We start from the raw sequence: 14,202 nt of genomic DNA, 5'->3' as shown, positions 1-14,202 counted from the left end.
AGAAAAAAGCTATCATTTTCGATAGCTTTTTTCTGTTTCGTCTTTGTTTTTACTATGTTCAACTCGGAACGGAGAAATACGTTGTGAGTAAAAGATTAGCGGTTCATGGTAGTGATGATTACTTTTTCCGGATTTGACGTGGATGAAGAGAACGAATGCCCAGACCATTACGGCAGGTAAGAAGAGAATGAGCCATATCATATGTCCACACCTCGATACGATATATTGTCTACACTTTGAACATACTATTCTTATATGAAGGAATGATGAACGACGTGTAAACAAAAAAATAATATTTGGTAAAAATATGTTATTGACTATAGATGAGGTGACGAGTAAAGCGGTAATGGTAGGTTTACTTTATAGTATTTTGAAAAGTAAGGAATGTTTTTTTGGAAGTGGTCTTGCCAATTTTGTGTGAAACTTGGTATTATTACTAGGTAATAAATTTTTATTGGAATAATATTTTTACAGGAGTTTCGATTTATTATAAAGAAATATAAATTGGAATGTTTAAAAAATTTATCGTAAGATGGAAATAGTAACTATTTCTATTAGTAAATGAAATACATTTTCTAATAGAGTACATCGTATTTTTACAGTCAATCTAGTTTTAGTGAAGAGAAATCTGTAAAAACGGGACAAACAAGAGTATGGGAGTGGATTTTACATGTTTAAAATTCAAGAAGTTCGTGAATTAATTAAATTAATTGATAGCTCTAATATTGATGAATTTGAATACAAAAAAGATGGTACGACAATCAAAATGAAAAAGCGTGGTAATGAAGTTGTTGCGGTGCAAGCACCTGTAGCAAAACAAGCCGTGCAACCAGTAGCACCTGTTGAAGTTGAAACGACAGTAGCGGCAGCACAAGTGGAAGTGCCAAAACAAGAAGAGAAAAAAGCTGTTCAGAATGAAAACCTACATAAAATTACATCACCAATGGTAGGTACATTCTATTCTTCTTCTTCTCCTGATACGCCTCCATATGTAAGTGTTGGGGATAGAGTATCGAAAGATTCTATCGTATGTATTGTCGAGGCTATGAAGTTATTTAACGAAATCGATGCAGATGTAGATGGAGAAATTGTTGAGATTCTTGTTAATAACGGACAGCTTGTTGAGTATGGACAACCGCTATTTCTTGTAAAAGCGTAATAAGGGAGTCTTTGTGATGATAAAAAAAGTATTAATAGCCAATCGTGGGGAAATTGCTGTACGAATTATTCGTGCTTGTAAAGAAATGGATATTGAAACAGTCGCAATTTATTCAGAAGCAGATAAAGAGTCACTTCACGTACAAATTGCTGATGAGGCGTATTGTGTAGGACCAACGATTTCGAAAGAAAGCTACTTAAATTTAACGAACATTATTAGTGTTGCGAAGTTAACAGGCTGCGATGCAATTCATCCAGGATACGGATTTTTAGCAGAGAATGCAGATTTTGCAGAGTTATGCCGTGAGTGTAACTTAATTTTTATCGGTCCAAGTCCAGAAGCTATTTCAAAGATGGGCACAAAAGACGTTGCTCGTGATACAATGAAAGAAGCAGGGGTTCCGATTGTACCAGGTTCACAAGGAATTATTAAAAATACCGAAGAAGCGATCGAACTTGCGAATCAAATTGGATATCCTGTTATTATTAAAGCGACTGCAGGTGGCGGCGGAAAAGGTATTCGTGTTGCGCGCCATGAAGAAGAGCTTGTAAAAGGAATTCAAATTACACAGCAAGAAGCTAGTACCGCTTTTGGGAACCCTGGTGTATACTTAGAAAAGTACGTTGAAGATTTCCGCCATGTTGAGATTCAAATAATGGCAGATACACACGGAAATGCCATTCATTTAGGAGAGCGTGATTGTACGATTCAGCGCCGCTTGCAAAAACTACTAGAAGAAAGTCCATCACCAGCACTTGATGAAAATGTGCGTAAGCAGATGGGTGAGGCGGCAGTTAAAGCGGCGGTAGCGGTTGATTATACAGGTGCTGGTACGGTTGAGTTTATTTATGAATATAAAACGAAAAGCTTTTATTTCATGGAGATGAATACGAGAATCCAAGTTGAGCATCCAGTTACTGAAATGGTAACAGGGGTAGACTTAATTAAAGAACAAATTCTTGTTGCTTCTGGAGAAAAGTTATCGTTACAGCAAGAAGAAGTACAATTTAATGGTTGGGCAATTGAATGCCGAATTAATGCGGAAAACCCTGCCAAAAAATTTATGCCATCTCCAGGTAAAGTAGAAATGTACTTGCCACCAGGCGGATTTGGTATTCGCGTCGATTCAGCTGTATATCCGGGATATTCAATCCCACCTTTCTATGATTCGATGGTTGCTAAATTAATTGTTCACGGAAAAACACGTGAAGAGGCAATTGCAAAAATGAAGCGTGCACTCAGTGAGTTTGTCGTTGAAGGCGTACATACAACAATCCCGTTCCATTTGCAATTGTTAGATCATCCTGATTTTGTAAAAGGTGAGTTTAATACGAAATTTTTGGAAGAGCATGAACTTGTGACGCAGTGATACATTAAAGGAGGTTTTTTTCATGGCTGAACATATGTTAGATATGGGTCAAGATACAACTCTTGGTAAAGTAGAAATTGCACCAGAAGTAATTGAAGTAATCGCAGGTATTGCAGCTGCTGAGGTAGAAGGCGTAGCGGCAATGCGTGGTAATTTTGCTACAGATGTTGTTGAGAAGTTAGGTAAGAAAAATCATGGTAAAGGTGTAAAGGTTGAATTAGCAAACGAAGATATTATCGTTGACCTTTATGTTGTAATGTATTTTGGCGTAGCAATTCCAGTTGTTGCACAAAAGATTCAAGACAACATTCGTCAAGCACTCTTTACAATGACAGGGCTTGAGCCAAAAGAAGTGAATGTTCACATCGTTGGCGTAACATTCGAAACACAAAAAACAGAAATCGAACCAGTGTAAGAATGAAAAAGGTGCCTAGTAACATAGGCATCTTTTTTATCGTTTCATTTCTTCACAAATTACAACCCTCTAATTATTATACTATTTCAAAAAATGAGAAATAAAAAAGAAAATGTTTCGTTTTACCAAAAAACGTACATTGTGATAAGATATGGAACTTGAAGTTAATCTTTTTATTATTTTTCAGCCTTGTAACCCGTGTGTGAAACGATAAATTGTGTTATTATCATTGTATTATAAGGTTGGAAAATCAATGAAAACTGTAAGAGTAAGTGAATTGACGGCTTATAAATTATAATAATATAACAAAGCATAAGGAAAGACTTGAAGCATAAAGGAGAGTTACAATGAAACGTAGGACGGCTAGAGAAAGAGCTATGCAAGCATTATATCAAATGGATATTACAGGTGAATTAGAACCGAAAGTAGCAGTGGAAAACACGCTAGATGAAGGTGAAGAAACAAATGAGTTTCTAGAATCACTTGTTGTAGGTTTTGTAGAAAATAAAGAAGTAATTGATGAAGCGATTCGTCAAAATTTAAAAAAGTGGAAGCTTGAGCGTATTAGTATTGTTGATCGCAGTATTTTACGTGTAGCTGTGTATGAAATGAAATACATGGAAGAAATTCCACACAACGTAACAATTAACGAGGCAATTGAAATTGCTAAAACATTTGGGGATGAGGAATCTCGTCGTTTTATTAACGGCGTTTTATCTAATATAAAAGATACACTGTAATTTCTTTAAGGGGGAATCTTAAAATGGTAGCAGTAATCATCAAAGGAAATGAAGTTGCGGAGAAAAAACGAGCACAATTAACAGAAGAAGTTGTGAAGTTGAAAGAGCAAGGGATTGTACCAGGATTAGCAGTTATTTTAGTTGGAGAAGATCCAGCATCTCGTTCTTATGTAAAAGGAAAAGAAAAGGGCTGTGAACAAGTAGGAATCTATTCAGAGCTAATTGAATTTCCTGAAACCATTACGGAGGAGCGTTTGCTTGCTGAAATCGATCGCTTAAATGGCGATGACCGCATTAATGGCATATTAGTGCAATTACCTTTACCAAAACATATTGAAGAAAAAGCTATCATTGAAAGAATTTCACCAGAAAAAGATGTAGATGGATTTCACCCAATCAGCGTAGGACGTATGATGACGGGACAAGATACATTCCTTCCATGTACACCGCATGGTATTGTAGAGTTAGTAAAAGAAACAAATCTTGATATCTCAGGAAAACATGTTGTAGTAATTGGAAGAAGTAATATTGTCGGCAAGCCAGTGGGACAATTGTTCTTAAATGAAAATGCAACTGTCACATACTGTCATTCTAAGACGCAAAATATGAAAGAGTTAACGAAATTAGCTGATATTTTAATCGTAGCAGTAGGACGACCTAAAATGGTAACAGCTGATTATATGAAAGAAGGAGCAGTTGTAATCGACGTTGGTGTAAACCGTTTAGAAACAGGAAAACTTTGTGGTGATGTTGACTTTGACAACGTGTTAGATGTTGCAGGTTACATTACACCTGTGCCAAAGGGTGTTGGTCCAATGACGATCACAATGCTTCTTCATAATACTGTTGAATCGGCTAAGCGTGCAGGTGTCGTTTGTAAATAATTTGAGTCGGCTATGAGGAGAGAGCAATGGAGAAACAATATTTAACCGTTACAGCGTTAACACGCTATATAAAAACAAAAATAGAATATGATCCGCATTTACAGTCTGTTTGGTTAAAAGGTGAAATTTCCAACTTTAAAAATCATAGCCGTGGCCACATGTATTTTACATTGAAAGATGAAAATGCAAGAATCGCAGCGGTTATGTTTGCGGGTCATAATCGTAATATTAAATTCAGACCTGAAAATGGGATGAAGGTACTCGTGAAAGGGAAAATTTCTGTTTACGAGGCGAGTGGTTCTTATCAAATTTATATTCAAGACATGCAGCCTGACGGAGTCGGAAACCTGCATTTAGCTTACGAACAATTAAAGGTTCGTTTAGAGGAAGAAGGATTGTTTTCTCAAGTTTATAAAAAAACAATCCCTCCTTATGCGAAAACAATAGGTGTGATTACGTCACCAACAGGAGCAGCGATTCGTGATATTATAACAACGATTAAACGTCGTTATCCAATTGGAAATGTTATTGTGTTTCCAGTACTTGTACAGGGGGAGTCAGCAGCTCCCTCAATTGTACAAGCGATCCGTACAGCGAATGAAATGGAAGGGATAGATGTCCTAATCGTTGGGCGCGGTGGAGGTTCTATTGAGGAATTGTGGGCGTTTAACGAAGAAATGGTTGCAAGAGCTATTTTCAAGAGTGAGATCCCTATTATTTCAGCAGTAGGCCATGAAACAGACTTTACAATTGCGGATTTTGTTGCCGATTTAAGAGCACCAACACCAACTGCAGCGGCTGAGCTGGCAGCGCCTAATATTATCGAGTTACAAGAAAAGGTATTACAAAGAACTCTAAGGTTGCAAAGAGCAATGAGAGAGTTAGTACATAAAAAAGAAGAAAAACTACAAGTATTGCAAAAATCTTATGCGTTCCGTTATCCAAGACAAGTATATGAGCAAAAAGAAGAGCAATTGGATAGAGCGTTAGAACAGCTTGTGTTAGCGAAAGAGCGCTATATTGATAAAAAGGTAAATCAGTTAAAACAGCTTTCATTTTATTTAGAGAAGCACCACCCATCTCAAAAAATTATGCAAACAAAGGTAGCAGTTGAAACGTTGCAAAAGCAATTGCAACGTGAAATGCAAACGTTACTCCAAACGAAAGAATTTGCCTTTGTAAGAGCTGCTCAAAAACTTGAAGCGCTAAGTCCGCTTAAAGTAATGATGAGAGGGTACGGGCTTGTATATGATGAAGAGAAGCAAGTGTTAAAAAGTGTGAAAGATGTTAGCCTTGGAGATGCTGTTTCAGTTCAATTACAAGATGGAATATTAGATTGTAGCGTATCAGGAATAGAGGAGCGTGAATTGAATAATGGAAAATAAATTAAGCTTTGAAGAGGCAATTTCGCAACTTGAGCACCTCGTTTCTAAATTAGAGCAAGGTGACGTACCTTTAGAAGAAGCAATTTCTTATTTTAAAGAGGGTATGGAATTATCTAAGCTTTGTGATGAGAAGTTGAAGAACGTACAAGAACAAATGGCAGTTATTCTTGGGGAAGATGGAGAGCTTGAACCGTTTACTGCTTTAGGAGATGAAGCATAGTGACAATTGCTTTTGATACTTTTTTGAAAGAAAGTAAAACTTTCGTAGAAGAGAAGCTTGTAAGCTATGCAAATGAATTACAATGTCCAAATGTACTTCGTGAAGCGATGGCATATTCTTTGGAAGCGGGTGGAAAGCGTCTCCGCCCGTTACTTTTATTTGCAACATTACAAGCGTTTGGTAAAGAAAAAAATCTTGGTGTAGGTGCAGCTTGTGCTCTTGAAATGATACATACATACTCGTTAGTTCATGATGATTTACCTTGTATGGATGATGATGATTTAAGAAGAGGGAAGCCCACAAATCATAAAGTATTTGGTGAAGCGATGGCAGTTTTAGCAGGAGATGGTTTGTTGACATATGCTTTTCAAGTTATTATGGCATATGGGCAAAAGGAAATCTCTGCTGAGAAAAAAGTGAGACTTGTACTTGAGCTTGCAAAGGCGGCAGGGCCAGAGGGAATGGTTGGCGGACAAGTAGCAGATATGGAAGCGGAAGGGAAACAGCTTACGATCGATGAGCTAGAGTATATTCATAAGCATAAGACTGGGAAACTACTTGAATTCGCTGTACTTGCAGGGTCGATACTTTCTAATGCCACAGAAGAACAGGAAGAAAAATTACTTGAGTTTGCAAAATATATCGGCCTAGCTTTCCAAATTCGAGATGATATTTTAGATGTGGAAGGAACCGAAGAAGAGATTGGAAAACCGATTGGTAGTGATGTTTCCAACGAAAAGAGCACATATACGACGTTATTTACTGTAGATAGAGCAAAGGATATTTTAGAAGAAACGATTGCAAAAGCAAAAGATGCTATTAGTTCCTTGCAATTACAAGATGAATATTTACTATCTATTTGCGATTTGATTGCAAAACGTAATAACTAATATAACAGCGTTTTCATTTGTTGAGTCATTCGTCATTTTATGATATAAATGTAGGAAAAGGTTTTTCTTTTCTTGTTATTGGCAAAAATATATGTAGATTACATTGCCGTTATCACTTCGTGTTAGCGGCTATTTTTTTCATCGCCTAAAGAAATATGGTTTATAATAAGATTAGGGCGCAATAGACTGGTTAATAGCAGGACAAGGTGAAAAATAAAAAAAGAGAATTTCTTGTTTTGTGTAAATGTTTTTTATAATATTTGACATGTTGACAGATTATGAAATGAAAGTGAGTGATCCATGTGGATCTAACGCAAATTCAAAACCCTAGTTTTTTGAAAGAGATGTCTATCAGTGAACTAGAGGGATTGAGTGAGGATATTCGTAAGTTTTTAATTGAAGAGCTCTCTCAAACAGGTGGACATATTGCGCCTAATTTAGGTGTAGTAGAACTCACAATTGCTCTGCATAAATTATTTGATAGTCCGAAAGATAAATTTTTATGGGATGTAGGACATCAATCCTATGTACATAAAATTTTAACTGGACGTGCAAAAGAATTCGGCACATTAAGGCAATATCAAGGTCTATGTGGTTTCCCAAAACGTTGTGAGAGTGAGCACGATGTATGGGAAACTGGCCATAGCTCGACATCATTATCTGCTGCGATGGGAATGGCTCTAGCACGTGATTTAAAGAAAACGAAAGAATATGTTATACCAATCATTGGTGATGGCGCTTTAACGGGCGGAATGGCTTTAGAGGCATTGAACCATATTGGACATGAAAAAACAGACATGATTGTTATTTTGAATGATAATGAAATGTCAATTGCGCCAAACGTTGGTGCGCTTCATAATGTGCTTGGACGTCTACGTACCGCAGGAAAATACCATTGGGTAAAAGATGAGCTAGAGTATATTTTGAAGAAAATCCCAGCTGTCGGTGGGAAAGTTGCTGCGACAGCAGAGAAAATAAAAGATAGTCTTAAATATTTACTAGTATCTGGTGTCTTTTTCGAAGAGTTAGGCTTTACATATTTAGGTCCAGTCGATGGGCATGATTATGAAAAGTTATTCGAAACGTTGCAATATGCAAAGAAAACAAAAGGCCCAGTGCTTGTTCATGTTATTACGAAAAAAGGAAAAGGTTACAAACCAGCTGAGAGTGATGTTATTGGCACTTGGCATGGAACAGGACCTTATAAAATTGAATCAGGTGACTTCGTTAAACCGAAAGAAGTTGCACCAGCATGGAGTGCTGTTGTTAGTGAAACAGTACTTAAGTTAGCGAGAACGGATGAGCGTATCGTTGCAATTACACCTGCAATGCCTGTTGGATCGAAACTTGAGAAATTCCAAAAAGAATTCCCAGATCGTATGATTGATGTAGGTATTGCAGAACAGCATGCTACAACAATGGCAGCGGGTATGGCAACGCAAGGTATGAAACCATTCTTAGCGATTTATTCAACATTTTTACAAAGAGCTTATGACCAAGTTGTTCATGATATATGCCGCCAAAATTTAAATGTTTTCATCGGAATTGATCGCTCTGGTTTAGTAGGAGCAGATGGTGAAACGCATCAAGGTGTATTTGATATCTCATTCTTACGCCACTTGCCGAATATGGTACTTATGATGCCAAAAGATGAAAATGAAGGGCAACATTTAGTATACACGGCGATGCAATATGAAGATGGACCAATCGCATTACGTTATGCGCGAGGTAATGGACTTGGCGTTCATATGGATAAAGAATTAAAGGCAATTCCAATCGGTTCATGGGAAACGTTAAAAGAAGGTACACAAGCAGCTATTTTAACATTTGGTACGACAATACCAATGGCAATGGAAGCGGCTGAGCGTCTTGAAAAGGCTGGTATTTCAGTGAAAGTAGTGAACGCTCGCTTCATTAAACCAATGGATGAAGCATATTTACATGATCTCTTAGGAAAAAATATACCAATTTTAACGATTGAAGAAGCTTGCTTAATTGGTGGTTTTGGAACAGGAGTAGTTGAATTTGCGTCTGAGAACGGGTACCATAGTGCGTTAGTTGAACGAATGGGTATTCCAGATCGTTTCATAGAACACGGTAGTGTAACAAAATTATTAGAAGAAATCGGTTTAACGACAGATGCTGTTGTAGACCGTATTCATACAATGATTCCATCAAAACAAAAAAGGGCGTAACAAATGAGTGCGAAAAAAGAAAGAGTAGATGTACTATTAGTAGAGCGAGGGCTTATAGAAACACGTGAGAAAGCAAAACGCGCCATTATGGCCGGCCTTGTATATGCGAATGAGATGAGATTGGATAAGCCAGGGGAGAAAATCCCACAAGATACAGAGATTACGGTGAAGGGGCAAGTTATGCCGTATGTAAGCCGTGGTGGTTATAAACTTGAAAAGGCATTAGAGACATTTCATCTTGATTTACAAGATAAAGTTATGATAGATATTGGTTCATCAACTGGTGGCTTTACCGATTGCGCGCTTCAAAATGGAGCGAAATTATCTTATGCATTAGATGTAGGGTACAATCAACTTGCGTGGAAATTGCGTCAAGATGAGCGTGTTGTCGTAATGGAACGAACGAACTTCCGTTACGTAACACCAGCAGACTTAGAACGTGGTTTACCGCAATTTGCTAGTATCGATGTTTCGTTTATATCATTAAAACTTATATTGCCAGTTTTAAAAACAATGCTTATGCCGAATGGGGATGTAGCAGCGTTAATTAAACCGCAGTTTGAAGCTGGAAGAGAGCAAGTTGGTAAAAAGGGTATCGTTCGCGATCGAAAAGTACATGAGGCTGTCGTAGAAATGATTGTCGACTTTGCTATAAAAGAAGGATACGACGTAGAAGGCTTAACATTCTCACCGATTACGGGCGGGGATGGTAATATTGAATTTTTAATTCATCTGAAATGGCATGGTGAACGTGAGAAGGGCGAAAATCATTCTCCAATTTCTGTTGAGCAAGTAGTTACAGAGGCACATGATGTCCTAAAACAAAAAGGGAAAGGGGAATAACATATGTTGTTCCTCTTTTTGTTGTAATTGTATAATGATTGTAAAAACAATTGTGTACAAGTAACGAATTATAAGTTAACATAAATAAGTGAAGTATACCAATGTTTAAACTATGGTAAGAGATAGTGTGAGGTGCAAATGTATGAATAAAGGTCAGCGCCATATTAAAATCAGGGAAATTATTGCGAACAAAGAAATTGAAACACAAGATGAATTAGTTGATATTCTACGTAATGAGGGATTTAATGTAACGCAAGCGACAGTATCGCGCGATATTAAAGAATTGCACTTAGTGAAAGTGCCATTACATGATGGTCGCTATAAATATAGCTTGCCAGCAGATCAACGATTTAACCCGTTACAAAAATTAAAACGCAATCTAGTGGATTCATTTGTAAAATTAGACACGGCAGGACATATGCTTGTGCTAAAAACATTGCCTGGTAACGCTCATTCACTTGGGGCACTTATTGATCATTTAGAGTGGGATGAGATTATCGGAACCATTTGTGGTGATGATACTTGCTTAATTATTTGCCGTACACCTGAAGATACAGGTGTTGTCTCTGATCGTTTCTTAAATATGCTGTAACAAAAAATCTTGTTTGCTTTCCTCTGTAAAGTGGAAAGCGAACAGGATATTTTTATTGGTTAAAAACGTGAATTCTTAATTGTAATATAATATTTTCTTTGAATAAAATTAGGAAATAGGTGGATTGACCCGTAAAACAAATGTTTGGTACAATGGAGCGGTTAGAAAAGTAATTTATACATACAAACATATAGTATGACTATTTGAATAAAGAACTGAGAAAAGCCCTTCATAGGGGATTAGTTTATAACGAGGTGAATGGGGCATTGTTATCGGAATTATCGATTAGAAACTTTGCTATTATTGAGGCATTAAATATTTCTTTTCAAAAAGGATTAACGGTTTTAAGTGGTGAAACAGGGGCCGGAAAATCGATTATTATTGATGCGATTAGTTTACTTGTAGGTGGCCGTGGTTCAGCAGAATTTGTTCGATACGGAACAGAAAAAGCTGAGATAGAGGGGCTATTTTATGTGGAAGATGATAAGCATCCATGTATTGAAAAAGCAGAAGAGTTGGATATAGAAATAGAAGACGGCATGATTATTTTGAAGCGTGATATCGCTGCAAACGGAAAAAGTGTATGTCGTGTAAATGGAAAACTAGTTACCCTTAGTGTATTAAAAGAAATTGGAAAAACACTTGTTGATATTCATGGACAACACGAAACGCAAGACTTAATGAATGAAGAACGTCATCTATTTATGCTCGATCATTTTGATGGAGAGCGTATCGTTAAACAATTAGATATATACCAAAACGTATATGCTGACTATGAGAAATTAAAAAAACAGTTGAAATCGTTAAGTGAAAATGAACAACAAATGGCACATCGTTTAGATTTAATTCAATTTCAGCATGAAGAAATTCGTAAAGCGGATTTAAAGATAGATGAAGAAAATGACTTAACTGAAGAACGATTGCAAATTTCTAATTTCGAAAAAATTTACAAAGCATTAGGGGATGCGTATCGCTCGTTAAGTGCTGACGGACAAGGGTTAGATAATGTACGAAGCGCAATGGGACAAATGGAGAGTATTACACATTTAGATGAAGTGTATCAAGAAAATCATGATTCCATTGCCAATAGTTATTATTTATTAGAAGAAGTTGCCTATCAACTAAGAGAAAAGCTCGATATGATGGAATATGATCCGAATCGCTTAGATGAAATTGAAACGCGTTTAAATGAAATTCGTATGCTAAAGAGAAAATATGGAAATACTGTAGAAGAGATTTTAGCGTATGCTGATAAAATTGAACAAGAAATTTTTACGATTGAAAATAAAGACGTTCATATTGAAACGACGAAGAAACAGTTGAAGGAATTAGAAAGTGTTATTCTGAAAGAAGCAACGTTGTTAAGTAATATGCGTCATGAACTTGCAGAGCATCTTACAAATGCCATTCATCAGGAATTAAAAGAATTATATATGGAAAAAACAAAATTTGAAGTGAGAATTATGAAGCGAGAAGGAAATGCAGAAGAGCCTCTCGTGGAGGGAGCACCGGTAAGGCTTACAGCGGATGGTTACGATCATGTGGAATTTTATATTTCAACAAATCCGGGTGAGCCGCTAAAACCACTTTCAAAGGTTGCTTCTGGTGGAGAGTTATCCCGTATTATTTTAGCTTTAAAAAGCATTTTTTCTAAGCATCAAGGTGTTGCATCTGTTATTTTTGATGAAGTGGATACTGGTGTAAGTGGCCGGGTCGCACAGGCTATTGCGGAAAAGATTTATCGAGTATCAGTAAACTCACAAGTACTTTGTATTACGCACTTACCTCAAGTAGCTTCAATGGCGGATTCGCATTTATTTATTCGAAAACAAGTAGCAAATGATCGAACAATTACATCAGTTACCGTTTTAACTATGGAGGATAAAGTAACAGAAATAGCTCGAATGATTTCTGGTGTGGAAATTACAGATTTAACGACAGAACATGCGAAAGAATTACTTACGCAAGCGCATCATTTTAAACAGACAGCAGAGGCTATCCAGTAATGGATAGCTTTTTTTCTCAAATGATGATTTCTTAATTCTTCCGGTTATAAATAAAGCATTGCAAGGAGAGATTAAAAAGTGAAGCCAAAAGGCTGAATGTGGGGTAGGAGCGAGGAGAGTGAACAAATTGAAATTAGAAAGATTTCGCAAAATAATAGGTATTTTTCTCCTTGTTTCTTTAGTTTTTATTGGGTGTTTTAAACCGCTTCGGACGTTTATTTCATCTCCGAAGCAACTTGTTGTTTTTGAAGGACAACAATCAGAAATAGCTTCATTACCAGTATTTAAAGCTTCATCTACAGATCGTCATGTGTTTACAGTAAGTTCAAATGAACAAAAACAAGGACTTATGGTAAATTCTCATCAAAATGGTGAAGCAGATATGGTGTTTCAGCTTGCTGGTTTTCCAGTGAAAAAAGTAAATGTGAGAGTATTAAAAGATTTCAAAGTTATTCCAGGTGGACAATCAATTGGTGTAAAGTTAAACACAAAAGGGGTACTTGTTGTAGGCCATCATTTAATTCAAACTGAAAAAGGGAAAGTATCTCCTGGTGAAACAGCTGGTGTGCAAATTGGAGATATGATTACTGAAATTAATGGTAAAACAATTGAAAGAATGAGTGATGTAGCACCATTTATTCATAATAGTGGGGAAACAGGCGAACCGCTTAATCTCGTTTTGCTAAGGGATGGAAAGCATATCCGCACTAAATTAACACCACAAAAAGACAGTGGAGAATCGTCTTATCGCATTGGTTTATATATTCGTGATTCGGCAGCTGGAATCGGAACAATGACATTTGTTCATCCTGATTCTATGAAATATGGGGCACTTGGTCATGTTATTTCTGATAATGATACGAAAAAGCCGATTCAAGTCGAAGATGGACAAATTATGCGTTCGACAGTTACATCAATTGAAAGAGGTAGTCATGGGAATCCAGGGGAGAAATTAGCGAGGTTCTCACCTGATCGTGAAGTGATTGGCAATATTACAATAAATAGTCCATTTGGTATTTTTGGCAAATTGAATACAAATATGACAAATGGCGTAATGGATAAAGCAATGCCGATTGCACTATCTCATCAAGTAAAAGAAGGACCAGCAAAAATATTAACGGTTATTGATCAAGATAAAGTGGAAGCGTTTGATATTGAAGTTGTGAGTACAGTACCGCAAAAGTTTCCGGCAACAAAAGGCATGGTAATAAAAGTAACAGATAAACGTTTATTAGCGAAAACAGGTGGTATCGTACAGGGGATGAGCGGAAGTCCAATTGTACAAAATGGAAAGGTAATTGGCGCTGTTACACATGTATTTGTAAATGATCCAACATCAGGATATGGTGTTCATATTGAATGGATGTTACATGAGGCTGGAATTAACATTTATGATCAAGAAAGAAAAGCGAGCTAATTAATAATTAGCTCGTTTTTCTATTGAAAAATTCGTTGAAATTTTGTAAAAGCTCCGCAAGAGGTGTTTTTTGTTGTAAAATAAAAG

Annotated in this window: 14 protein-coding genes; 13 read left to right on the top strand and 1 reads right to left on the bottom strand. The window is 36.7% G+C overall.

What is annotated here, in order from left to right; translation table 11 throughout:
- Positions 1–12 precede the first annotated feature (12 nt).
- On the bottom strand, positions 13–201 hold the full coding sequence (locus tag MR070_RS02340; RefSeq protein WP_002081027.1) for a hypothetical protein: 189 nt from the start codon (positions 199–201) through the stop codon (positions 13–15).
- A 469-nt stretch (positions 202–670) separates the two neighbouring features.
- On the opposite strand from MR070_RS02340, the gene accB reads away from it, so the two are divergent.
- The 13 genes from accB (at position 671) to spoIVB (ending at position 14,115) form a co-directional block, all read left to right on the top strand.
- Positions 671–1,159, top strand: a complete 489-nt coding sequence (accB, locus tag MR070_RS02335; RefSeq protein WP_000472870.1) for an acetyl-CoA carboxylase biotin carboxyl carrier protein — start codon at positions 671–673, stop codon at positions 1,157–1,159.
- Positions 1,160–1,175: 16 nt separating this feature from the next.
- Entirely contained in the window at positions 1,176–2,528 is a 1,353-nt protein-coding gene (gene accC / locus MR070_RS02330) for an acetyl-CoA carboxylase biotin carboxylase subunit (RefSeq protein WP_000592876.1), read from the top strand.
- Between the two features lie 22 nt (positions 2,529–2,550).
- Entirely contained in the window at positions 2,551–2,943 is a 393-nt protein-coding gene (locus MR070_RS02325; RefSeq protein ID WP_000807630.1) for an Asp23/Gls24 family envelope stress response protein, read from the top strand.
- 347 nt (positions 2,944–3,290) lie between these two features.
- Positions 3,291–3,683 carry a N utilization substance protein NusB gene (gene nusB, locus MR070_RS02320; protein WP_000830249.1) on the top strand — a complete coding sequence of 131 codons (393 nt, stop codon included), beginning with the start codon at positions 3,291–3,293 and terminating at the stop codon, positions 3,681–3,683.
- A gap of 23 nt (positions 3,684–3,706) precedes the next feature.
- Positions 3,707–4,567 (top strand): bifunctional methylenetetrahydrofolate dehydrogenase/methenyltetrahydrofolate cyclohydrolase FolD, encoded by an 861-nt coding sequence (gene folD, locus MR070_RS02315; RefSeq protein WP_000226728.1) that lies wholly within the window; start codon positions 3,707–3,709, stop codon positions 4,565–4,567.
- A 26-nt stretch (positions 4,568–4,593) separates the two neighbouring features.
- Positions 4,594–5,952 (top strand): exodeoxyribonuclease VII large subunit, encoded by a 1,359-nt coding sequence (xseA, locus tag MR070_RS02310; RefSeq protein WP_000415266.1) that lies wholly within the window; start codon positions 4,594–4,596, stop codon positions 5,950–5,952.
- On the top strand, positions 5,942–6,172 hold the full coding sequence (xseB, locus tag MR070_RS02305; RefSeq protein WP_000428423.1) for an exodeoxyribonuclease VII small subunit: 231 nt from the start codon (positions 5,942–5,944) through the stop codon (positions 6,170–6,172). Before xseA ends, xseB begins: the two co-directional genes overlap by 11 nt.
- Entirely contained in the window at positions 6,172–7,062 is an 891-nt protein-coding gene (ispA, locus tag MR070_RS02300) for a (2E,6E)-farnesyl diphosphate synthase (protein WP_000150363.1), read from the top strand. The genes xseB and ispA overlap by 1 nt, the downstream gene beginning before the upstream one ends.
- A gap of 302 nt (positions 7,063–7,364) precedes the next feature.
- Positions 7,365–9,257: a 1-deoxy-D-xylulose-5-phosphate synthase gene (gene dxs, locus MR070_RS02295; protein WP_000366460.1), complete on the top strand. Its 1,893-nt coding sequence runs from the start codon at positions 7,365–7,367 to the stop codon at positions 9,255–9,257.
- A gap of 3 nt (positions 9,258–9,260) precedes the next feature.
- A complete protein-coding gene (locus tag MR070_RS02290; protein ID WP_001274741.1) occupies positions 9,261–10,100 on the top strand; it encodes a TlyA family RNA methyltransferase in 840 nt (279 codons plus the stop codon).
- Between the two features lie 142 nt (positions 10,101–10,242).
- Positions 10,243–10,692, top strand: a complete 450-nt coding sequence (argR, locus tag MR070_RS02285) for an arginine repressor ArgR (RefSeq protein WP_001032581.1) — start codon at positions 10,243–10,245, stop codon at positions 10,690–10,692.
- Positions 10,693–10,958: 266 nt separating this feature from the next.
- On the top strand, positions 10,959–12,698 hold the full coding sequence (gene recN / locus MR070_RS02280) for a DNA repair protein RecN (RefSeq protein WP_000947749.1): 1,740 nt from the start codon (positions 10,959–10,961) through the stop codon (positions 12,696–12,698).
- A 118-nt stretch (positions 12,699–12,816) separates the two neighbouring features.
- Positions 12,817–14,115 (top strand): SpoIVB peptidase, encoded by a 1,299-nt coding sequence (gene spoIVB, locus MR070_RS02275; RefSeq protein WP_002028467.1) that lies wholly within the window; start codon positions 12,817–12,819, stop codon positions 14,113–14,115.
- Positions 14,116–14,202 lie beyond the last annotated feature (87 nt).

It is taken from the genome of Bacillus cereus group sp. BfR-BA-01453 (assembly GCF_022662915.1).
Lineage (GTDB): Bacteria > Bacillota > Bacilli > Bacillales > Bacillaceae_G > Bacillus_A > Bacillus_A paranthracis.
This window is presented reverse-complemented; position numbering and strand designations above follow the sequence as displayed.

Bases quoted from the DNA above. Each gene is read 5' to 3' on its own strand.
- nusB (WP_000830249.1), top strand. From the start codon at position 3,291: ATGAAACGTAGGACGGCTAGAGAAAGAGCTATGCAAGCATTATATCAA.
- xseB (WP_000428423.1), top strand. From the start codon at position 5,942: ATGGAAAATAAATTAAGCTTTGAAGAGGCAATTTCGCAACTTGAGCAC.
- xseA (WP_000415266.1), top strand. From the start codon at position 4,594: ATGGAGAAACAATATTTAACCGTTACAGCGTTAACACGCTATATAAAA.
- accC (WP_000592876.1), top strand. From the start codon at position 1,176: ATGATAAAAAAAGTATTAATAGCCAATCGTGGGGAAATTGCTGTACGA.
- MR070_RS02325 (WP_000807630.1), top strand. From the start codon at position 2,551: ATGGCTGAACATATGTTAGATATGGGTCAAGATACAACTCTTGGTAAA.
- MR070_RS02290 (WP_001274741.1), top strand. From the start codon at position 9,261: ATGAGTGCGAAAAAAGAAAGAGTAGATGTACTATTAGTAGAGCGAGGG.
- argR (WP_001032581.1), top strand. From the start codon at position 10,243: ATGAATAAAGGTCAGCGCCATATTAAAATCAGGGAAATTATTGCGAAC.
- accB (WP_000472870.1), top strand. From the start codon at position 671: ATGTTTAAAATTCAAGAAGTTCGTGAATTAATTAAATTAATTGATAGC.
- folD (WP_000226728.1), top strand. From the start codon at position 3,707: ATGGTAGCAGTAATCATCAAAGGAAATGAAGTTGCGGAGAAAAAACGA.
- MR070_RS02340 (WP_002081027.1), bottom strand. From the start codon at position 201: ATGATATGGCTCATTCTCTTCTTACCTGCCGTAATGGTCTGGGCATTC.